Genomic DNA, 21827 nt, shown 5'->3' on the forward strand with positions numbered 1-21827 from the left:
TTCGGTCAGCGTCGTTCTCGAACCGACGCATCGGACGGTCACCGCGACAGCACCCCCCGAACAGCCCGGGGGGCGCTGTTGCGCCTGGTCGGAGCACCCCCGATCATTGCCCGAGCGCCGTGCTTACGCGCCGGTAACGAATGGGGAGAGAACCGCCGTGGCGGACATCAATCACTTTGAGTACGGGTGGATCACACCCGCGCTGAGCTACGCGCTGTCCGTGCTCGGCTCGATCCTCGGGCTCGTCTGCGCCGGTCGCATCCGTACCGCCCGTACCGCCGGTCAGCGCGCCTGGTGGGGCCTGCTGGCCGCCTGGGCGCTCGGCGGCACCGCCATCTGGGCGATGCACTTCATGGCCATGCTCGGCTTCGCCGTCGACGGCACCCGCATCCGGTACGACGTGCCCCTCACCGCCGCCAGCACCGTCATCGCGGTGGTGGCCGTCGGTATCGGCCTGGCCATCGTCGGCACCGGTCGGCTGAATCCGGTACGCCTCATCGCCGGTGGTGTCTTCACCGGCGCCGGCGTCGCCGCCATGCACTACACGGGCATGGCGGCGATGCGCCTCAACGGCAGCCTCGGCTACGACAGCACCCGCGTCATCCTCTCGGTGATCATCGCCGTCGTCGCCGCGACCGTCGCGCTGTGGCTCGCGATGACCGTCCGGCGCGGACTGGCGATCTTCGCGTCCGCGCTGGTCATGGGCGTCGCCGTGAACGGCATGCACTTCACCGGCATGAGCGCGCTCTCGGTGCACCTGCACGAACGCGCGGGCGGGGTGACCGGCACCGGGGTGAGCACTCTGCTGGTGCCGATCGTCGTGGCGGTGATCTTCGGGGTGGTCGGGCTGCTCTACGCCCTGCTCGCCGCGCCCACCGACGACGACCGGGCCGCCGCCGCGTACCTCGACGCGCGCCGGGTACCGGAGCCGGCCCCGGCCGTGCCGGTGACCGCTCCGGACCCGGTCGGGCTGCGTGCCCGCTCCACCCTCGGGCAGCCCGGTACCCCGTTCCCGTCGCGCCGGGACACCCCGCCGCGCTGACACCCGGCACGCGGGGACGTTCAGGCCACCGGGACCCGGTCCAGGAAGCCGAGCACCTGGCGGAGCTGCCCGTTGCCGTCCAGCACGGCGACGTCGAAGCCCACGACCGGCGCCTCGACCCCGTCGGGCCCCAGCTCCCAGGTGAACCGGAGCTGGTCGTGGTGGCCGTCGACCGGGCCGGCCAGCCGGAACGTCATGCCGGGAAACTGGCCCTGCACGGCCGCGATCGTCGCGTCGATCGCGTCCCGGCCCTCGGCGACGGTGAGCGGGTCGACGTAGCGGGCGTCGGGGGCCCAGACGTCGGCGATCTCGGTGCGGCGGCGGGCCGGGTCGGTCTCGTTCCAGATCGCGATGTACCGCTCGGCCAGCGCGTCGAAGCTCGTACCCATGACTTCTCTCCTCATCGTCGGGCGGCGGTGGGCGCCGCTCTCGGGACAGATGGTTGCGGCCGGCCCGGGGCGCTGTCGATTACGTCGGAGGTAATGGTCCGCGCACCGGCGCGCTCACTAGGGTCGGTCGCGTGACGACGACGACCAGGCCGGTACGACGGGTCGGAGAGCTGCTGCGCGACTGGCGCCGGAGCCGCCGGATGAGCCAACTGGACCTGTCGATCGAGACGGGGATCTCGGCTCGACATCTGAGCTTCGTGGAGACCGGACGGTCCCGGCCGAGCCCCGAGCTGATCCTGCGGCTGGCCGAGCAGCTCGACGTACCGCTGGCGGACCGCAACACCATCCTGCTCGCCGGCGGGTACGCGCCCGCCTACCCCCGTCACGAGCTGGACGACCCGGAGCTGGCGCCGGTGCGCGCCGCCGTACGGCGGATCCTCGACGGCCACGGCCCGTATCCGGCGGTGCTCATCGACAGGCACTGGCAGCTCGTGGAGGCCAACTCCGCCGTGGCGTTGTTCACCGAGGGCGCGGCGCCGCACCTGCTCGTCCCTCCGGTCAACGTCCTGCGGCTCAGCCTGCACCCCGACGGGATGGCCCCGCGGATCGGCAACCTGCCCGAGTGGCGGACGCACCTGCTCACCCGGCTGCGCCAGACGGCCGTCGCCACCGGCGACGCGGCTCTGCACGACCTGCACGAGGAGCTGCGCGGCTATCCCGGCGACAACTGCCGTCCTTTGGCCATGGACGACCCGGTCTCGCGGGTCGCGGTCGGGCTCCGGTACCGCCACCACGGCCGGGACCTGTCCTTCCTCAGCACCACCACCGTGTTCGGCACCCCGCTGGATGTCACGGTCGCCGGGCTGGCCGTCGAGTCGTTCTTCCCCGCCGACGCGGCGACGCTGCGTGCCCTGGGCGTACGGGGCGGCGGCGACGTCCCACGGAGCTGACCGAGGTGATCCCGCCGTGCCGGCCGCGGGGAGTGGCGGTGTTGAATGCGGGGGTGTCCGCCACCCGCCGGTCCGTCCGGACACGAAGGAGAGTGAGATGAACTTCCAGCGCCTCGGCCCGAGCGGCCAGGAGATCCCTGTCGTCACGCGCGACGGTACGCCCTTCGACCTGCGGCCGCTCACCGCCGACCTGGACGGGGCGTTCTGGGCGTCGGACGGGATCGCGCGGACGCGGGTGGCGCTCGACAGTGGCGAGCTGGCCGAGCTGCCCGACGCGGACAGCCTGCGGGTGGGAGCTCCGGTCGCCCGACCCCACAAGGTCGTCTGCATCGGACTCAACTACCGCGATCACGCGGCGGAGACGGGTGCGGCGCTGCCGGCCGAGCCGGTGGTCTTCATGAAGGACCCGATGACCATCGTCGGACCGTACGACGACGTTCTCGTTCCGCGCGGCTCGACGAAGACCGACTGGGAGGTCGAACTCGCGGTCGTCGTCGGCTCGACCATCCGCTACGCCGACTCTCCGCAGGAGGCCATGCGGCACATCGCGGGGTACGCGGTGTCGCACGACGTCTCCGAGCGCGCGTTCCAGTTGGAGCGCGGGGGCCAGTGGGACAAGGGCAAGAGCTGCGAGACCTTCAACCCGCTGGGGCCGAGCCTGGTGCCGGCCGACGAGATCGACGACCCGCAGTCGCTGGCGCTGCGGTTGTGGGTCAACGGGGTTCTCCGCCAGGACGGGTCCACGAAGGACATGATCTTCCCCGTGGCGCACGTCGTCTGGTATCTCAGCCAGTTCATGGTCCTGTACCCCGGCGACGTCATCAACACCGGTACGCCCGCCGGGGTGGCGCTGGGTCTCCCGGATCACCCGTACCTGCGCGCCGGCGACGTGGTGGAGCTGGAGGTCGCCGGCCTGGGGCGGGCACGCCAGACGTTGGTGGCGGCATGAGCGCGGAGTTCGCCGGGCTGGCGGCGCTGGTCACGGGCGGCTCCTCCGGCATCGGCCGCGCCACCGCCGTGGAGCTGCGCGAGCGGGGCGCCCGGGTGGCCGTCCTCGACCTCGACCCGAGCGGCCTGCCGGAGGGCATCGTCGGCATCGCCGCCGACGTGTCGAGCCGACCGTCGGTGCAGCAGGCGGTAGCCGCGGCGGCCGACGCGCTCGGCGGCATCGACGTGGTGGTCAACAACGCCGGGATCGGCGCGACCGGGACCGTCGCCGACCAGACCGACGACGAGTGGCACCGCGTTCTCGACGTCAACGTGGTGGGGATGGCGCGCGTCGTCAGCGCGGCCCTGCCCTGGCTGCGCCGCTCGGAGCACGCGTCGGTAGTCAATCTCTCGTCCATCGCCGCGCTCAACGGCCTGCCCGGCCGGGCGCTCTACTCGGCCAGCAAGGGCGCCGTGCTGTCGCTGACCCTCGCCATGGCCACCGACCACGTCCGCGAGGGCATCCGGTTCAACTGCGTCTGCCCCGGTACCGCCGACACGCCCTGGGTGGGACGGCTGCTGGCGCAGGCGGACGACCCGGCCGCCGAGCGCGTGGCGCTGCAGGCCCGCCAGCCCATCGGACGACTGGTGACGCCGGCGGAGGTCGCGAACGCGATCGTCTACCTCGCGTCGCCGCTGTCGGCGTCGACCACGGGTACGGTGTTGGACGTCGACGGTGGGGTCACCCATCTGCGGGTCCGGCCGTGACGATGGGCGGGGGTGTGCCGTGCGGATCGCGCTGTTCGTGACCTGCCTGGCCGACACCATGTTCCCGCAGGCGGCCACCGCGACGGTGCGTCTGCTGGAGCGGCTCGGCCACGACGTGGTCTTCCCGACCGAGCAGACCTGCTGCGGGCAGATGCACGTGAACACCGGCTACCCGCGCGAGGCCGTTCCCCTGGTACGCCGGCACGTGCGGGTCTTCGACCCGTACGACGTGATCGTCGCGCCGTCGGGCTCCTGCGTCGGGTCGGTGCGGCACCAGCACGCGATGGTGGCCCGGCGGGCCGGCGACGTACGGCTGGCCAGTCGGGCCGAGTCGGTGGCCGGGCGGACGTACGAGCTGTCGGAGCTGCTCGTCGACGTGCTCGGGGTGACCGACGTGGGCGCGTACTACCCGCACCGGGTCACCTACCATCCGACCTGCCACTCCCTGCGGATGCTGCGGGTGGGCGACCGGCCGCGACAGTTGCTGCGCGCGGTGCGCGGGCTCGACCTGGTGGAGTTGCCGGCGGCGGAGCAGTGCTGCGGGTTCGGCGGCACGTTCGCCGTGAAGAACCCGGAGACGTCCACGGCGATGCTTGCGGACAAGATGCGCCACGTGCTCGCCACCGGCGCCGACGTGTGCGCCGCCGGGGACGTCTCGTGTCTCATGCACATCGGCGGCGGTCTGTCGCGGCTGCGGACCGGGGTGCGCACCGTGCACCTCGCCGAGATCCTGGCCTCGACCGAGCAGAGCGGCACGCCCAGTGCCCGATCGGCGGTCCGGTCGTGACCCGCCGGACGTACCTCGGCATGCCGGCGACCGCGCCACCGGTGACCGCGCCGGCCGGCGTGGGGCACCTGCGCGGCGACGAGTCGTTCCCGGACGCCGCGCGGCGGAGCCTTGCCGACCCGCAACTGCGGCGCAACCTGCGCCACGCCACGACGACGATCCGGGCCAAGTCCGCGGGCGTGATCGACGAGCAGGCGGACTGGGAGCAGTTGCGCGCGGCGGGCGCGGCGATCAAGGCCGACACCCTGCACCGCCTGCCCGACCTGCTGGAACAGCTCGAGGAGAAGGTCACCGGGGCCGGCGGCGTGGTGCACTGGGCGGCGGACGCCATCGAGGCCAACCGCATCGTCACCGACCTCGTCCGCGCGGCCGGCGCGGACCGGGTCATCAAGGTCAAATCCATGGCGACCCAGGAGATCGGCCTCAACGAGGCCCTCGAAGGGGCCGGGATCACCCCCGTGGAGACGGACCTGGCGGAGCTGATCGTGCAGCTCGGCGACGACCGGCCGAGCCACATCCTGGTGCCCGCGATCCACCGCAACCGGGCCGAGATCCGGGAGATCTTCCTGCGCGAGATGCCCGGCGTCGACCCGGCGCTCACCGACGACCCGACGGCCCTCGCGGCCGCCGCGCGCCGGTTCCTGCGCGAGACCTTCCTGAGTACGCCGGTGGCGGTGTCCGGCGCGAACTTCGCCGTCGCCGAGACGGGCACCCTGGCCGTGGTCGAGTCCGAGGGCAACGGGCGGATGTGCCTGACCGTGCCGGACACCCTCATCACCGTGATGGGCGTGGAGAAGGTGGTGCCGACCTGGCGGGACCTGGAGGTCTTCCTCCAGCTGCTGCCGCGGGCGTCGACGGGGGAGCGGATGAACCCGTACACCTCGATGTGGACGGGCGTGACCCCGGGCGACGGACCGCAGGCGTTCCACCTGGTCCTGCTCGACAACGGGCGCAGCGCGGTGCTCGCCGACGAGGTCGGCCGGCAGGCGCTGCGGTGTATCCGCTGCTCGGCGTGCCTCAACGTGTGCCCGGTCTACGAGCGCGCCGGCGGCCACGCCTACGGGTCGGTGTACCCGGGGCCCATCGGGGCGGTGTTGTCACCCCAGCTCACCGGCATCGAGGACAACGCCTCCCTGCCGTACGCGTCGACGCTCTGCGGCGCCTGTTACGACGCGTGCCCCGTCAAAATCAACATCCCGGAGCTGCTGGTGCACCTGCGTGCCGAGGCCGTCGAGTCGCGACCGCGGCCCACCGCCGAGTCGATCGCGATGGCCGCCGCCGCGTACACGATGGACCGACCCCGGCTGTACGCGGCCGGGCAGCGCGCCGCGCGGCTGAGCCGGCTCGCCGGTCGGCGTGGCCGCGGGCTGCCCCCACCGCTGAACGGCTGGACCGCCAGCCGGGACCTGCCCGAGCCGCCGGCGCAGACGTTCCGCGAATGGTGGGCCGGGCGGTGACCTCCCGGGACCTCGTCCTCGGCCGGCTGCGGGCCGCGCTCGCCACCGGCGGCCCCGCGCCGGCACCGGTGTCCCGCGACTACGTCCAGGCCGACACCGTCGATGTGGACCAGTTGGCGCAGCGGCTGACCGACTACCGGGCGCACGTGCACCGGGCCACCGAGGCGGCCGTCGCCGCCACGATCGCCGACCTCCTGCCGGCGGGGGCCACCGTCGTCGTACCGCCGGGTCTGCCGCCCGCCTGGCTGCCGTCGACGGTGACCACGCTGACCGACGACGGCCTCGACCACGGGCGGATCGGGGCCTCGGACGCCGTCGTCACCGCCGCCGCCGTCGCCATCGCGCAGACCGGAACGATCGTCCTGGACGGCTCGCCCGATCAGGGCCGGCGGGTGCTGAGCCTCCTGCCGGACCGGCACGTGTGCGTGGTCCGCGCCGAGCAGGTGGTGGCCACCGTGCCCGAGGCCCTGGCGCGGCTGACGCCGCACCGCCCGCTGACCTGGATCAGTGGCCCGTCGGCCACCAGCGACATCGAGTTGATCCGCGTCGAAGGGGTGCACGGCCCCCGCCACCTGCACGTCGTCCTGCTGCCCTGACCACGCCGCGAGGCGCCCTTCGACGCGCCTCCAAACGGCACGGCTTTTCCTGATGCCGCCTCGTCGGCGCTCCCGTGCGGGCATCGTTACAGGCATCACGCACAAAGAGGTGAGGTAGCGCCATGCGCGCGGTAGTGCTCAGCGAATTCGGCGGCCCGCTGGTCGTCCAGGAGGTCGACACGCCGGTCCCTGGCGCGGGGCAGGTGCTCGTCCGAGTCGCGGCCAGTGGCGTCAACCCGTTGGACACGAAGATCCGCCAGGGGAAGGCCCCGCACGCCCGGAACCATCCGCCGGTCGTTCTCGGTCTGGACCTGGCGGGAGTGGTGGCGGAGGTCGGGCCCGGTGTCGTCGGCTTCGCCCCGGGTGACGAGGTGTACGGGCTCACCGGCGGGGTCGGTGATGTCCAGGGATCGCTCGCCGAGTACGCGGCGGTCGACGCCCGGCTGCTGGCCCGGACGGCGGAGTCGTTGAGCCTGCGCGAGGCGGCGGCTCTGCCGCTGGCCGTCGTCACCAGTTGGGAGGCGCTGGTGCACCGGGCGCAGGTGGGGGCGGGTCAGCGGGTCCTGGTGCACGGTGGGGCCGGCGGTGTCGGGCAGGTCGCGATCCAGATCGCCCGCGCCCGCGGCGCGGAGGTCTTCGCCACCGGTTCAGCCCGGAACCTGGAGACCATCGCGCGGCTCGGCGCGACGCCGATCGACTACAACGCCACCGAGGTCGAGGACTACGTGGCCGCGCACACCGGCGGCGACGGCTTCGACGTCGTCTTCGACACCGTCGGCGGCGCCACCCTGGACAGGTCCTTCACCGCCGTGCGCACCTACACCGGCCGCGTCGTGAGCGCCCTCGGTTGGGGTACGCATAGCCTGGCGCCGCTGTCGTTCCGGGGCGCCAGCTACTCCGGAGTGTTCACCCTGCTGCCGCTGCTGACCGGTCAGGGGCGTGACGCGCACGGCGAGATCCTGCGCGAGGCCAGCGCGCTTGCCGACGCGGGAGCGCTGCGCCCGCTGGTCGATCCCCGACGGTTCACGCTGGACACCGTCGCGGACGCCCACGCCGTCGTGGAGGCCGGCACCAGCACGGGCAAGATCGTCATCGACGTGCCCTGAGCTCACCGAGCCTGCTATTAGGGTTGCCCAGCTTCAGCGACGTAGACACCTTTACCGGGATGCCCCTCGACCAACCCGCGGTCCTTGAGGATGGTCATGACCCGGTTGATAGTGGAGATGTGCACGGCGTGCTGTTCGGCCAGCTCCCGCGTGGACGGTAGCTTCTCGCCCGGCGCAAGCTCTCCGGACTTGATCTTCCCGGCGATGTCGTTGGCTATGCGCCGGTAGTCCACTCTCTCGGTCGGCATGACTCGATCTCCGTAGGTCCCCTGGTTTCGGCGCTTCAATTCGATCACGGGAGGACCTGTTCCAACAAGTTTCATGAGCATCAAGACTTGACCTGCTCCTACAGGTAGGAATAGGTTGATTCGCGGTTGGGTTCCCTGGTTTCGGCAAACTCCTGGGTCCCGGCCGCCTGCCCACCTGAGGGAGCACGACGCCCTCAGGTGGGACCTCATCATCGTTGGGAAGGTGCTGACCGTGCCGATCGACGAACCGGTGTCCAAGGCGACCGAGCTGTTCATGGCGAAGCGGGTGCTCGACGCGCACTGGACTCGCGCAATCGGTCGGCCATGGCGGGTGGGTGGTTGCCTGGAGTGCAAAGGTCGCAAAGACTGCCCGCAGCTTGATTGGGCGATCGCACTGACAGCAGAGATGGCAGCCTTGATGTTTCAGAAGCGCTGACGTCGTTGTCAGCGGTTGTTGTCCATTTAGATGCGGATGGCGACGCCAACCGTCATCGGCCCGCGACACTCCCCAGTTGGCTCAGCACGGTGGGGTCGGTGATCCGGTCGTCGGCGGCGAGCATGATCGCCTTGGACAGGATCGTGGAGAGCATGGGGTCGTCGTCGAACGGCAGGTGCAGCCGACCGGTCTGTGCGCGCGCGGCGACGATGCACAGGTACGAGTCGTCGGGCTCCATCATGACGTTGCCCGACCCGAGGTGGATCCGGTACGCGCCCAGGTTGCCGCGCACCCGCAGATACCGGTCCGTGAGGTCCACCCGGTCGGCGATGGCCATCCGGGGCAGCAGCCGCGCGAGCGCGTCCCGGCGTACCTGCGCCGACGGGGTCAGCTCCGCCACTGCCGTGCGCTGCCAGTAGGCGGAGAACCGGTCCTCGCCGCGATCGGCCCACTGCGGGTCGGTGGCGATCGAGGTGACGCCGACGAACAGGTCGACGTCGCGCATGGCTTCGCTGAACACCAGCGGTGGCACGTCGATGACAGGTGCGGGGACCCACGTCGTCCCGTCGAGCCGGGCGAAGCGCACCTGGTCGGTCGAGCAGTACTCGACGTCGTAGTGGTGTGGATCCGGGTTATCGACGAGCGCGTGGTGAAAGGACGCCCGCCACGCGCCACCGCCGAAGATTTTGGTGGCTTCGCTGTCGTACCCGCCGTCCCAGGTCCCGAGGTAGCCGGCCTGCCAGCCACGGGCGCGCAGCAGGGCGTTGGCCTGCCGGTAGCGCAGGATGTGCCCGGCGAACCGGTTGGAGTAGGTGTGTGTCTTCTCCTCGGCCGGCGTGCGCGGGTAGACCTCCCGGAAGACCTGCTTGAACGGCTGCGTCAGACCGGTGGAGACCAGGTGGCCGCGCCAGGCCAACACGTCGGCGGTGCTCGCGCGGACGGGATGCCACAACCGGACCGACCCGGGCGCGAGGGCCCGGCCGTCCCGGTCGACGATCGTCCAGCCGTCGCCGTCCCGTCGGGGCAGGCCGGCCGTCCAGCGCTGGCCGTCGGTGCTGGTCTCCCACAGCAGCCGCCGCCCGTAGATCGCCGTGACCGGGTGGTCGAGGAAGCGCGACGACCAGTCCGGGTACGACCAGGTGCGCTCCTCCGACAGCAGTCCCTCGACCCGCTGGCGCTCGCTGACAAGCGTCGCGCCGACCTGCTTGACCACAGCCCGCAACCGGGCGAGATCGTCCCCATGGGACTGCTTCACCTGAGCCGGGACGCCCTTGAGGGTGACGCCGTCGCGGGCGAAGACCAGGCGTGCCCGCTCGCCCACGATCTCGACGGTCGCCTCGTACGGGCCGACAGGTGTGTGCAGGCACCCGTCCGGCCCGAGCCCGTGGTCGTCGACGGCCAACTCCATGACCTCGCTGAGCGACCACCCGCGCCGAGCGCCGAGCTGGGTCAGCGCGGCCTGGACCCGGCTGCGCACGGCCTTGTTGCGGACCGTCATCGCCAACCGGGCCAGCGTGCGCAGCGGCACGTCGCCGTCGCGGTCGGCCAGCAGGCGTACCGCCGCGATCGCCGTGCGCGGGGCGTGCGGGAATCCGGCGGCCTCGCGGGGCGCTGCCGCCGCGCAGGCGGTGGCTCGGGCCAGCAGGTCCGTCGCCCCCTCGTCGGGCTCCCGCGACAACGCCCAGACGAGGCCGCGCAGGAGGCGGTCCGCGTCGTCGTGGACGGTCCGCCCGTGGGCGGTGAACGCGTCGAGAAGCCGGCGGAGCACCTGCCGGCTGCCGGGCGCGGCCGCGAGCAGTTCGTCGAGGCGGCGCAGCCACTTCGCGGTCGCCGCCGGTTTGTCCAGCGCGGCGCAGTGCATGAGCACCTCCGGCACCCCGGGCGCGGTAAGGGCGGCCCCCAGGTCGGCGCGTACGGCGGGCCCGAAGGCGTCCCCGTCGTGCAGCAGCGACGACGGCAGGCGGCTGCCGGTGGTGCGGTCGATGGCCCGGCCGAGCAGCGTCACGGCGCGTCGGCGGGTCTTCGCCGCGATGAAGTAGTCGTCGACCAGCTCACTGACCAGGGCAGACAACGCCGGCACCAGGTCGGCCAGCTCGGCGGCCGTCAGGCGCGGCGCGATCAGGGCGGGCAGCTCCAGGTGGGCGCCGTTGTCGAAGCCGTCACCGTCGGCGACGATCTCCAGGCACCACACCAGGTCCGCCCGCGTGAACGGGACATCCTCGGTGGCGAGGCTGCGTACCACGTCGTTCAGCGCGGTGGGGATCGAGCCGTTCGCCGACTCCCGGTGCATGGCCAGGGCGGCACGGCGACGCTCCTCGGCCGGCCACGACTCGACCGCGGCCCACTCCGGCACGCTTGTCACCGAGGAACCCCAGAAGTACGTGCTGGCGATCCGCAGCACCGCCCGGATCCGTTCGTCGGCCTCGGGAACACCGGTCTCCACCTGTCGCCGGTCCGCGTCGCTCAGGCGCGGCAGGAGTGCCGTCCAGTCGCCCATGTCAGCCACCGACCAGGGCGACGAGCCGGACGAACGCCACGTCCGGGTCGGTGCGTAGGTCGATCTCCTCGTCGAGGTCCTCGATCTGGCGGTCGCCGACCAACAGCAGGAAACCGTTGCGGGCGAACGCGGCGCAGGCGCGATCGGCCTGCGCCACCCAGTCGAGTCGGCGGCCCGGAGCGACCTGGTAGCCGTTCAGCGTCGCCTCCGTGTCGGTCGGCTGCACCAGGCCCCGGAAGTGCCGCGGCTGCTGGGCGTTGAACCGCGCCACCTCCTCGCGCACGCGCAGCCGGACCAGCTCCCGCGCCGAGATGCGCTCCGGCAGGCCCGCCAACGGCCAGCTCTCGATGGCTCTGCCGGTCGCTGTCTCATCCCGAACGATCACCGTGACCATGCCCTGTGCTCCCTGCTCTGCGATGGGCGGCAGCATGGCACGACCGTCCGACGAAAAGCGGCGTCGCACCCGGCGGGGACGCTGCGGAAGGTGCCGCCCAGCACGTCACGTCAGCCGCGTGGGTCGTCGATGACGAGGGTGGCCAGCAGGGCGGGGTGGTCGGTAGCCCCGCCCATGCCCACCGAGCGGGCGCAGCAGAGCATGACGTCGGCGCTCGTCAGGATGTGCTGCACCGCTCCGTCGTCGACGCGCGGGTATCCGGCCGGCGGGCAGGACCGTACGTCGGCGTCGTCGCCGAGGCGGAGGTTGAGGTCGCCGCTGAGCACGGTGGGCGCGTACCCGCTGCTTCGCCGGACGGCGGGCAGGATCTCGTCGAGCAGATGGCCGCACTGGCTGAGGGCGACGGCGCGGCTGGTGGCCGCCAGGTGGGTGGTGCAGGCGTTGAGGGCGCCACCGACGTCGACGCAGAGCCAGGGTCGTTCCTCCGGGTCGGCGAGGTCCTGGGTCGGGTGGATTCCACTGTGTACGGCGTACCGGCCCTCGGCCGTCGCCAGCCGGGCCAACAGCCCGATGCCGTACGCCTGGCCGTTGCGGCACCGGGTGTCGGCGCCGCTGGGACGGTCGCCGGCGGCCTTAAAGGCGGACACGACACCCGTGCCGGGGTGGGTGGCCGCGAACACCGCCTCCAGGGTGGGCACGTCGTCCCGGCAGATCTCGTTGAGGGTGACCACCGCGGGTCGCTCGGCCCTGATCACCTCGGCGGCCCTGGTCAGCGCCCGCCCGGTGTAACAGCCGGCGCGACCGCTGTTGCACAGGTTCATCTGCAGCACCCGCACCGTCGTGGGCGTGGACGCCCCGGCAACCGGCGACCCGGCCGGCACCCCGGCGACGGCGATGAGGCAGCCGACGGCGAGGGCTCGGCCGATCGCGCGGTACGGGCCGAGGGGTCTGCCTCGACGGCGGGCGGTGTCGCCGGGCCGATCTGTCGACATGCGGGCTCCGGCAGGGGGAGGCGACAGTCGTCGCCGAGGTGCCCGTGATCCTACTGCCGGCCGTCGAGCGGCAGGGTCCGGCGCGAGCCCTATGGTGGGTCAATGATCACGTGCGTCGTGCACTACACCATCGACCCCGCGCAGATCGAGGCGTTCGAACGGTTCGCCCGCGCGTGGATGCGGCTCGTGGCCCGGCACGGCGGCGTGCACCACGGCTACTTCCTGCCCGCCGAGGGCGCCAGCGACCGGGCCGAGGCGCTGTTCAGTTTCGAGAGCCTGGCGGCGTACGAGCGGTACCGCGCACGGTTCGGCCACGACCCGGAGTTCGTCGCGGCCGACGCCATCCGCGACGAGTCCGGTTGTGTGGTGCGCTACGAGCGGACGTTCATGCGCCCGCTGCTGCCCGGCGACGACCTGGCCGCGCCGCGCTGACACGGGCCGTGCGGGGAGGGTGGACCCCGCACGACCCGTGTCGGTTCAGCGGTGTGGCCTGGGCGCGATGCGCGGCAGGACGTACGGCGGACCGGCGAAGATCAGGTCCGACTTCAGCTCCTGGTACGCCCGCTTGGGCTGGTAGTTCTCGTCGTAGATGGTGGCCAGACCCTCGGGCGGGTCGTTGAACCAGTCCGGCACCCACGAGTACTTGTCGCTGAAACCCCAGACGGTGTACGACAGGCAGGTGCGCACCGCGAGACACGCCTTCATCAGCACGCTGAAGTTGGCCGCCGACGCCTGCAGCCGGGGGTTGATCTCCTCGGAGTTGCCGGCCTGGACGCCGGCGGTCATCTGGCTGCGGACGTCGACCTCGGTGAACGCGGTGGCCAGGCCGAGCGCGGCGAACCGCTTCAGGGCGGCGGTCACCTGCAGGGTGTCGAAGTTGCCGTACTGGGTGCCCAGGTGGCCCTGCGAGCCGACGCCGTCGATCGGGACGCCCTGCGCGCGCAGCCGCTTGGCCATGTCGTAGACGAACTGCGTCTTGTCGTCGGCCGGGTTGCCCGAGCCGAACGCCTCGATGTTGTAGTCGTTGTAGAACAGCAGCGCCTTGGGATCGGCGGCGCGGGCCCAGCGGAACGCGTCGGCGATGTAGTCCGGGCCGAGGTTCTGCGCCCAGAAGCCCTTGTAGTGCAACGTCGACGGGGTGTCCCAGGGGTCGCTGACCGCCTCGTTGACGACGTCCCACTGCCAGATCTTGCCCCGGTAGTGGTTGACGACTGTGGTGATGTGCTTGCGCAGCAGCTCGCGCAGCTCCTGCTTGGAGATGCTGCCGTCGGCGACGCCGCTGGTCAGCCAGGCGGGCAGTTGGTTGTGCCAGACCAGCACGTGGCCGCGCACGGCCTGCCTGTTGCGCTGGGCGAACTCGACGAGCTGGTCGGCGGCCGTCCAGTCGTAGGTGCCCCGGGTGGGCTCCAGGCTCTCCCACTTCATCGCGTTCTCGGCCGTGACCGAGGAGAACTCGGAGGAGGCCAGCCGGCGGTACTGCGGGTCGCTGGCGTCGTTGAGAGCTTCCGCGTTCACCGCGGTGCCGATCTTCAGGCCGTGGCGCTGGCCGAGGGTCGCGAGGCTCTGTGTGGTCGGGTCGTACGGCCGGCTCGCGGTGGCCGGCATCGTGTTCAACGCCGCAGCGGTCGCGACGGCGACGAGGCCGGCGCTGATCCACCGTCTTGGCTTCATCTGCCTTCCTTTCGGCGATGATCGACACATGTCGATCTTTGAAGGGAGGGTGTGGCCCGGGGATGAGTGGGCGGGTGCGGTCTCGGGCTCGGTGGCGCTCCCCGAAGCACCGGAAACTCGTTCGAAACATTATGGCCGTCGATGGGCCTCGTCAACTCTGAAAACTTCCGGAAAAAAGTCGGGTGAGCTGCGCGACTGTGGACAGTCATCGGATGAAAGTTTCGACGGTGCGCGGCCCGCCCGGCGGGCCAACGACAGTGGGGACGGCACCGACCGCGATGGGTCGGCGCCGTCCCCACTGTGCGGGATCGGCAGCGGATCAGCCGCGCAGCCGCGCCTCGATGGCCTCGATGATGCGCGGACGCAGCTCGGCGGCGCGGATGACGGCGTCCACCGAGCCCACCTCGACGGCGCGTTGGATGTTGTGCACCCGGTCGAACTCCGTGGCCACCTCACCGAGCTTCTCCGCCCGCACCGACGAGCGCAGCTCGTCGAGCTCGGCGGCGAGCGCGGCGCGCTCGGTGCCGGCCGCGGCGGCGACGCGGGCCTCCAGGGCGCGCACCCGCTCGTCGGCGGCGGTACGGGCGTTGACGTCGGCGGAGAACACCACCGCCGCGGCGGGAGCACCGCCGAGCACCGAGGCGAACGACCCCTCCAGCGCCAGCACCGTCATGCTCGGGTTCAGCGCCTTGGAGAACACCACGAACGCGCCGCCGTGATAGCGCGAGATCACGCAGAAGACGATCGGGCCCTGGAAGTTCACGATCGCCCGGCCGATCTCCGCGCCGTACTCCAGTTGCAGCTTGCGCATCGACTCGGGCGAGCCGTCGAAGCCGGACAGGTTCGCCAGCACGACCAGGGGCCGGTTGCCGCTGGCCGCGTTGATGGCCCGCGCGGCCTTCTTCGACGAGCGGGGGAACAACGTGCCCGCCGTGTAGGTGTCCGGGCCGTCGGTGGGCGGGAACCCACGCCGCGGCACCGACCGGGACTCGATGCCGAGCAGGCACACCGGGATGCCGCCGAGGTGGGCGTCCTGCACGACAGCTGTGTCCGCGTCGGCCATGCCCGCCCACCGCTCCAGCACCGGGTGGTCCTGGTCGGCGAGGGCCCGCAGCACCGTCCGGATGTCGAACGGCTTCTTGCGGTCCGGGTTGGCCTCGGCGGAGAAGATCTCACCCACCGTGCGGAAGGGACTGCCCACCACGTCGTGCGGGAACGTCGAGACGTCACGGTCCACCGGGTCGGCGGTGGCCGCCCGCCGCGGCGCGTCCTCGCCGGGAGCGACGTACGTGTGCTCGTAGTGGGCCATCAGCACGTCCCGCGCGGCGGTCAGGTTCGGCGCCCAGTACTGCGCCTGCCCGTTCGGCCCCATCACCCGGTCGTAGCCGCCGATGCCGAAGTTGTCCTCTGCGGACACGCCGCCGGAGAAGTCGAGCGACTGCTTGCCGGTGAGCACCATCGCCGAGTCCGGCGTCATCACCAGGACGCCCTTGGTGTGCATGAGCATCGTGGCCTCGGCGTTCCAGTACGGCTGCGCGCCGACGTTGATGCCCGCCACGACGATGTTGATCTCGCCGCCGGCCTGGGTGAACTCGACGATCCGCTTGAGGGCGGCGGCGACCCAGTCCATGTTCTCCGTGCCCGAGGTCATCGAGATCCGGGCGCCGGCCGACAGCGCCCACCACTCCAGCGGCACCCGCATCCGCTCCGCCAGGTCCAGTGCGGCGATCACCCGCCGGCACTCCGGCTCGGACAGGGCGCCCAGCGACTTCGTCGGGTCGCCGAGCAGCACGACCCGGGTGACACCCTCGGGATGCAGCGTGGCTGGCGTGGTGACGACACCGGCGACGATCGCGGCGCGGTTGCGCCCCTTCGGCCGGTCCACCGGCACCAGCGCGTACGCGTCGTCGAGGTCGTGCTCGACGAAGTCACCGAGTCGGCTGGTCAACTCGTACGGGTACACCGTGTTGCGGCTGCTGGCCCGCAGCACCTTCAGCCGGTACTCGTCGAGCGGCTCGACCGGCTCGACCGGCGGCGTGCCGACGGTCAGCTCCGCGCCGCCCGCGGCGTCGAACGAGATCCGTACCGCGATCTTGGACAGCTCGCCGGTGCGACGGTCGCGCTGGCGCGCGATGAACAGGATCTCCTCCAGGCCGGCGCCCACCGTCGTCGGGCGCACGCGCCCGGCGATCATCTCCATCTCCTCGCGGGTCAGCTCGCTCGGCGGCCAGACGTAGATGACGATCCGGTTGGTGGTGAAGCGCGTCTTGGACGGCCGCCGCGACTGGGCCCGGCGGATCGAGTCGAGGCACGCCGCGACCGCGTCCTCGGCGGTCGGCAGCGCCACCAGCCGGCCGTCCTGCTCGCGCAGCTCGGTCAGGTCGCGGACCTGGGCGAACGCCACGAGACGCTCGTCGGCCGGGTTCTCCCGCGCTACGCACTGGAAGAGGTAGACCTCCTCGTCGGACGACGGCAGCCGGGTCAGGTCGAACTTGTGCAGCCGCTCCAGCTGCATCCGCTGCGCGATGTACGGGTGCAGACCGCGGATCAGCCGGTCCTCGACCATTGCGCCGTCCGACGGGCGGAAGGTGAAGTGGTGGTGCATGACCGCCCCGCCGCGACCCGCGACGGTGGCGGTGAGCCTGCGGACCCGCGCCGGCAGCGGATGCGCGGTGATCACCTCAAGCAGCGCGGCGGCCATCGCGTCGAAGTCCTCCGGCTGGTTCTCCCAACCGAGGTAGATGTCGGCGTCGACGGAGTCCTCGTCGCCGGCCAGCTCGGCGAGCCCCCGCAGCGCCCCGCCCAGCGCGTCGAAGCTCACCGCCGTGGAGACCACACTGGAGTCCGCGCGCTCGGCGACCACGAAGGCGCAGTCGGCGACCTCGCGGGTCCGTACCCGGGTGAGGGCCTTGTTGCCGTAGTAGCGGCGGGTGAGCACCTCCAGCATGACCGTGTTGTCCAGGTGGTCACGGACCAGTCGCTGGCCGAGCAGACGCACCAGCGGCTCGGTGCTGCGGACCATCTCGGCGATGCGCTCGGCGCGGTCGGGGGCGGCCGGGTGCGCGTCCAGGTGTCGCAGGTGCGCCCGGATCTGGGCGTAGACGCGGGCCCGGTTGCGGCGCAGCAGGGGCTGCGCGAACCAGGCGAACACCACGCCCCGGGCCAGGTCGGCGATGGCGGGGAAGCGGACCTGCGTCGCGGCGATCAGCCGCTCCAGCGCCAGACCGGCCGGCTCGCGCAGCGACTCGTCCGGCGGGGTCTCCCGCAGCCACTCGCGCAGCAGCGACGCCACGACCGTGGCGTCGGCGGACGCGCGCTGCTGGGCCAGGAAGATCCGGAACACGGCGGCTTCCAGGCCGGGGGAGCGCTCCAGGTCGGTGACGCCGTAGTGGCTCAGCGCCTTGGCAAGCCGCGCCTGGAAGGCGTCGGGCAGCCCGGCCCGCTCCACGTCGAGGCTCTGCAGGTAGGTGTGGAAGTACTCCCGGGCGCTGCGGACGTGGGCGCCGCCGTCCTCGCCGGTCGGCCGGTTGCGGCTCAGCTCGGCCAGGTCGGCGAACACGTCGACGAGGTCCACCTCCGCGGCCAGCGGTCGGTGCCCGTCCTCGGCGGCCATCCGCCGCACCACGAGGTAGTCGTCGAGCACCCGGCGGTCGTCGTGCGGGTCGACGTCGAAACCGAGCAGCAGGCCGCGCAGATCCTCCTGACCGCGCCGGCTGCGCTCGTACGCCCCGGCGTTGTCGTCGGCGGCGGGCAGGTCCAGCTCGACGCTGGCGACGCTCGGGCCGGCCGCGGCCTCGCCCGCGTCGTCGGCGAGCGGCTCCAGCCGCAGCAGCGGCGCCCCGGCCTCCACCTGGCTGCCCACCGAGACGGCGCACTCCTTGAGCCGGGCCCTGAACGGCGCGCGCAGCACCGTCTCCATCTTCATGGCCTCCAGCACCAGCACCGGCGCCCCCGCCTCGACCTCGGCGCCGACCTCCAGCGGAGTGGCGACGACGAGCGCGGGCATGGGCGAGCGCAGGACGCCACCCTCGTCGCGGCTGACCCGGTGCGTCACACCGTCGACCTCGACCAGGTGGGTCGGCCCGTGCGTGCCGGTGAGCAGGCGGTACCGGATGCCGTTGACGACGATCTGGCCGGTGTGCCGGTCGAAGCGGTCCAGCTCGACGTCGGCGGTGCGCACGGCGGCGCCCGCCTCGATGCCGACGCGGAACCGGTGCGCGCCGATCCGCGCCACCCGCATCCGGTAGGTGACCCCACGCAGCTTGAGGTCCAGCGGCCGGCCGCTGGCGTGCTGCACCTGCGGGCGGCCACCGGCGGCGGTCGACAGCAGCCGCTGCCGCTCGGCGCGCTCCTCCTCCTCGTACGACTCGATGGCGGCGGCGGCCAGGGCGACCGCGGAGTGCCGGTGCGTCACGAGTCGGCCTTCGCCCCGGACCCGGTCGATCCAGCCGGTGTCGGCGCTGGCGTCGATGATCTCGGGCTGGTCGAGCAGGTCGAGCACGAAGCTCTTGTTCGTCGCGCCGCCCTCGATGATCACCGTGGTGTTGGCCATCGCCCGGCGCAGCTTGCCGAGGGCCTCGTCGCGGTCGCGCCCGTACGCGATGATCTTCGCGATCATCGAGTCGAAGTCGGCCGGGATGGTGTCGCCCTCGCTCACACCGGTGTCCACCCGGATGCCCGGGCCGGCGGGCAGGTCCAGCCGCGCGATGCGCCCCGGTGACGGCGCGAAGTCCCGGTCGGGGTCCTCGGCGTTGAGCCGGGCCTCGATGGCGTGGCCCCGCTCGGCCGGCGGCTCGCCGACGAGCCGGCCGCCGGACGCGACGTGCAGCTGCGCCTTGACCAGGTCGAATCCGGTGGTCAGCTCGGTGATCGGGTGCTCGACCTGGAGGCGGGTGTTGACCTCCAGGAACGCGAACAGCCGGTCGCCGGGGTGGTAGAGGAACTCGACGGTCGCCGCGCCCCGGTAGCCGACCGCCACGGCGAGCCGCTCCGCCGAGGTCTTCAGCTCGGCCGCCTGGGACGCGTCGAGCACCGGCGAGGCCGACTCCTCGATGACCTTCTGGTTGCGCCGCTGCACCGAGCAGTCGCGGACGCCCAGCGCCCACGCGGTGCCCTGACCGTCGGCGATCACCTGGACCTCGACGTGCCGGGCGCCGGTGACCAGGCGCTCCAGGAACACGATGCCGCTGCCGAACGCCCGCGCCGCCTCCTGGCTGGTGCGCTCGTACGCGTCGACGAGTTCGGCCTCGTTGGTGACCACGCGGATGCCGCGTCCGCCGCCGCCGGCCGTCGCCTTCAGCATGAGCGGGTAGCCGATCTCGGCCGCCGCCGTCCGGGCGGCGTCCAGGGTCTCGACGGCGCCGCGGCTCCACGGCGCGACCGGCACGCCGACCTCCTCGGCGATCAGCTTCGCGCCGATCTTGTCGCCGAGCTGGCGCATGGCCTCCGGGCTCGGCCCGACGAACGTGACCCCGATCTTCTCGCACAGCTCGGCGAACGCCGGATCCTCGGCCACGAAGCCCCAACCGACCCACGCGGCGTCGGCACCGGTCTCGGTCAGGGCGCGCTCCAGCGTCGCCAGGTTCAGGTACGGGCGCGCGGAGGCCGGCCCGAGGTCGTACGCGATGTCCGCCTCGCGCACGAAGGTGGCCGTGCGGTCGACGTCGGTGTGGAGGGCGACCGTCTCGATCCGGCTGCCCGTCTCCGCGGCCAGCTCCCGGACCGCGTGGATGAGCCGCATGGCGGCTTCACCACGGTTGACGATGGCGACACGGTTGAACACCCGACTGACCCCTTTGGTAGACCATGATGTGCGTGCCGGAAGTCGACGGCTCCCGGCAGTGGTCACTTTTCCGGCTCCGGACGGACAGCGCCATGGCGCAACCGCCGAACCAACAGTCGCTCTGTTGTAGGAACCCAACAAAACTTTTTGGCTGTCGGGGCGTAGGCGTCGGATCTCCGCCCGATCCTCAACGTGGATGCCCAGATGTCCGTTGAGCGGGTGTTTGCCGTCATTTCGACGGTTGCGGGGCCGGGCTGGCCGCCCTCCGGTCGTCGGCAGTTGATCAAGAAGGTGCGGGTGGTTCACCCCGGACGTCCCCGTCGTTCACCGGCGGGTGATCCGCTGACCAGGAAGATCATCGCCGGCCCGGGCCAGTCGCCCGTCCGGCGGGAACCTGCGGGCATCGGCCCGCAACCGCACCGAAGAAGGGAACGGCGATGAGGCCATCGAAGCTCGTACGGCCGGGTCTGGCGCTGCTGCTCGCCGCGGGGCTGAGCACGCCCGCGACGGCGGCCGACGCCGCCGGGATCGCGACGACGACGTCGGCGTCCGTGGCCCCGGTCACCGTCACGTCGAGCGAGCAGCTCGCCCCGGGCGTCACCTACGGCTCGTTCCAGGTGGACACCCCGCGCGGCGCGGCAGTCGGTTACCTGCTCACCGCCGACCTGCGCAGGAACAGGGTGTCGGTGGACCTGCTGCACCCGGACACCGTGGCGCAGCGCCAGGTCGTCTCGGCGATGACCAACGCGCAGGGCGCGATCGCCGGCGTGAACGGGGACTTTTTCAACATCAGCGAGACGCACGCCGGCGTCGCACCGACCGGCTCGTCCTCCGGCCCGGAGATCGCCGACGGCGAGCAGCTCAAGTTCGCCGTGCCGACCGCCCAGCGCTTCGGACCCGGCCTCGCCCCGGGCACCTCGACCCGCGACGTGTTCGGCGTCGGCGTGAACGGCGAGGCGCGTGTCGACACCCTGAGCCTCACCGGCGAAGTCCGGAGTGGACCGCACGCGATCGCCCTCAGTGGCCTCAACCAGTACGCGCTCCCGGTCGGCGGCGTCGGCCTCTTCACCTCCGCCTGGGGCACGGCCTCCCGGGTGCGGTCGACCTGCGGCAGCGACACCAGCCGCAACGACCCGTGCAGCACCCGCACGTACGAGGTGACCGTCCGCCGTGGAGTGGTGAGCGCGGTGGGCCGGACGCCCGGTGCGGGCGCGATCCCCGCCGACACCCAGGTGCTGGTGGGCCGTGAGGGTGGCGCCGACGCGCTCGACGACCTCGCCGTCGGCGACCGGGTGACGGTCCACGAGAAGCTCGCCTCCGCCGGCGCTCCCAAGCTGACGTTCGCGGTCGGCGGTGCGCCGATCCTGCGCGACGGCGTGCCGCTGGCCGGCCTCGACACCAGGACCGCAGCCGTGCGCAGCGCGGCCGGCGTCAGCCCGGACGGCAGGACGGTGTATCTCGTCGCGCTCGCCGGCCGCGCCCCGGCCAGCGCCGGCCTCACGATCGCCGAGCTGGCCGACGTGCTGCGCGCACTCGGCGCGCACGCGGCGGTCAACCTGGACGGCGGCGGCTCGACCACTGTCGCCGTCCGCGAGCCGGGCCAGGCGGCGGCCACCGCCCGCAACAGCCCCTCCGACGGTACGGAGCGCGCGGTCGCCAACGGCGTCGGAATCTTCGTCGGCCGTCACTGACCGAGCTGTCCGGGTCGGCGCACCTGTCGCGCCGCAGTTCTTTCCTAGGACGCTTGAGGGGGTGTGCGGCCCGCCACGCGAGGCGGGCCGCACC

General features: G+C 72.3%; 18 protein-coding genes. 11 read left to right on the top strand and 7 right to left on the bottom strand.

All coding sequences use genetic code 11. From position 1 onward, the window contains the following. Positions 1-157 precede the first annotated feature (157 nt). Positions 158-1042, top strand: a complete 885-nt coding sequence (locus AB0B39_RS24100; RefSeq protein ID WP_357575452.1) for an MHYT domain-containing protein — start codon at positions 158-160, stop codon at positions 1040-1042. 20 nt (positions 1043-1062) lie between these two features. Here AB0B39_RS24100 and AB0B39_RS24105 read toward each other — a convergent pair whose 3' ends face one another. Beyond that, a complete protein-coding gene (locus AB0B39_RS24105) occupies positions 1063-1431 on the bottom strand; it encodes a nuclear transport factor 2 family protein (protein WP_234581920.1) in 369 nt (122 codons plus the stop codon). A gap of 131 nt (positions 1432-1562) precedes the next feature. Here AB0B39_RS24105 and AB0B39_RS24110 point away from each other — a divergent pair, with 131 nt between their 5' ends. From AB0B39_RS24110 to AB0B39_RS24140, 7 genes are all read left to right on the top strand, one after another. Next, on the top strand, positions 1563-2381 hold the full coding sequence (locus AB0B39_RS24110) for a helix-turn-helix transcriptional regulator (protein WP_357575453.1): 819 nt from the start codon (positions 1563-1565) through the stop codon (positions 2379-2381). A 97-nt stretch (positions 2382-2478) separates the two neighbouring features. Further along, positions 2479-3330 carry a fumarylacetoacetate hydrolase family protein gene (locus tag AB0B39_RS24115; protein ID WP_357575454.1) on the top strand — a complete coding sequence of 284 codons (852 nt, stop codon included), beginning with the start codon at positions 2479-2481 and terminating at the stop codon, positions 3328-3330. Further along, positions 3327-4076, top strand: coding sequence for an SDR family oxidoreductase (locus tag AB0B39_RS24120; protein ID WP_234581918.1), 750 nt, complete (start codon positions 3327-3329; stop codon positions 4074-4076). Before AB0B39_RS24115 ends, AB0B39_RS24120 begins: the two co-directional genes overlap by 4 nt. A gap of 19 nt (positions 4077-4095) precedes the next feature. Beyond that, positions 4096-4863 carry a (Fe-S)-binding protein gene (locus tag AB0B39_RS24125; RefSeq protein ID WP_234581917.1) on the top strand — a complete coding sequence of 256 codons (768 nt, stop codon included), beginning with the start codon at positions 4096-4098 and terminating at the stop codon, positions 4861-4863. Positions 4864-4883: 20 nt separating this feature from the next. After that, entirely contained in the window at positions 4884-6320 is a 1437-nt protein-coding gene (locus AB0B39_RS24130; RefSeq protein ID WP_357490614.1) for a LutB/LldF family L-lactate oxidation iron-sulfur protein, read from the top strand. Next, positions 6302-6916, top strand: coding sequence for an LUD domain-containing protein (locus tag AB0B39_RS24135; protein ID WP_357490292.1), 615 nt, complete (start codon positions 6302-6304; stop codon positions 6914-6916). The genes AB0B39_RS24130 and AB0B39_RS24135 overlap by 19 nt, the downstream gene beginning before the upstream one ends. 122 nt (positions 6917-7038) lie before the next feature. Next, positions 7039-8022: a zinc-dependent alcohol dehydrogenase family protein gene (locus AB0B39_RS24140; RefSeq protein WP_357575455.1), complete on the top strand. Its 984-nt coding sequence runs from the start codon at positions 7039-7041 to the stop codon at positions 8020-8022. A 17-nt stretch (positions 8023-8039) separates the two neighbouring features. On the opposite strand, the gene AB0B39_RS24145 is transcribed toward AB0B39_RS24140, so the two are convergent. Further along, the gene (locus tag AB0B39_RS24145) at positions 8040-8270 is read right to left on the bottom strand and encodes a winged helix-turn-helix domain-containing protein (RefSeq protein ID WP_357490616.1); all 231 of its coding nucleotides are present in this window, start codon (positions 8268-8270) and stop codon (positions 8040-8042) included. 223 nt (positions 8271-8493) lie between these two features. Here AB0B39_RS24145 and AB0B39_RS24150 point away from each other — a divergent pair, with 223 nt between their 5' ends. Further along, entirely contained in the window at positions 8494-8706 is a 213-nt protein-coding gene (locus tag AB0B39_RS24150) for a hypothetical protein (RefSeq protein ID WP_357575456.1), read from the top strand. Between the two features lie 52 nt (positions 8707-8758). Here the strand turns inward: AB0B39_RS24150 and AB0B39_RS24155 are convergent, their stop codons facing one another. The 3 genes from AB0B39_RS24155 to AB0B39_RS24165 all read right to left on the bottom strand — a co-directional run bounded on the left by AB0B39_RS24155 (position 8759) and on the right by AB0B39_RS24165 (position 12589). Next, the gene (locus AB0B39_RS24155) at positions 8759-11203 is read right to left on the bottom strand and encodes a DUF4132 domain-containing protein (protein WP_357575457.1); all 2445 of its coding nucleotides are present in this window, start codon (positions 11201-11203) and stop codon (positions 8759-8761) included. Between the two features lies 1 nt (position 11204). Further along, positions 11205-11633, bottom strand: coding sequence for a hypothetical protein (locus AB0B39_RS24160; protein ID WP_357575458.1), 429 nt, complete (start codon positions 11631-11633; stop codon positions 11205-11207). Positions 11634-11707: 74 nt separating this feature from the next. After that, positions 11708-12589, bottom strand: a complete 882-nt coding sequence (locus AB0B39_RS24165; RefSeq protein WP_357575459.1) for an endonuclease/exonuclease/phosphatase family protein — start codon at positions 12587-12589, stop codon at positions 11708-11710. Between the two features lie 102 nt (positions 12590-12691). Here AB0B39_RS24165 and AB0B39_RS24170 point away from each other — a divergent pair, with 102 nt between their 5' ends. Continuing rightward, positions 12692-13021, top strand: a complete 330-nt coding sequence (locus tag AB0B39_RS24170; protein ID WP_234581910.1) for an NIPSNAP family protein — start codon at positions 12692-12694, stop codon at positions 13019-13021. Between the two features lie 45 nt (positions 13022-13066). On the opposite strand, the gene AB0B39_RS24175 is transcribed toward AB0B39_RS24170, so the two are convergent. Further along, entirely contained in the window at positions 13067-14260 is a 1194-nt protein-coding gene (locus tag AB0B39_RS24175) for an endo-1,4-beta-xylanase (protein WP_357575460.1), read from the bottom strand. Positions 14261-14579: 319 nt separating this feature from the next. Further along, positions 14580-20042 (bottom strand): carboxyl transferase domain-containing protein, encoded by a 5463-nt coding sequence (locus tag AB0B39_RS24180; RefSeq protein WP_357575461.1) that lies wholly within the window; start codon positions 20040-20042, stop codon positions 14580-14582. Between the two features lie 437 nt (positions 20043-20479). Between AB0B39_RS24180 and AB0B39_RS24185 the strand changes: the two genes are divergently transcribed. Further along, a complete protein-coding gene (locus tag AB0B39_RS24185; RefSeq protein ID WP_357575462.1) occupies positions 20480-21733 on the top strand; it encodes a phosphodiester glycosidase family protein in 1254 nt (417 codons plus the stop codon). The last annotated feature ends 94 nt before the right edge of the window (positions 21734-21827 follow it).

It is taken from the genome of Micromonospora sp. NPDC049114 (genome assembly GCF_040648635.1).
Classification (GTDB): Bacteria; Actinomycetota; Actinomycetes; order Mycobacteriales; family Micromonosporaceae; genus Micromonospora.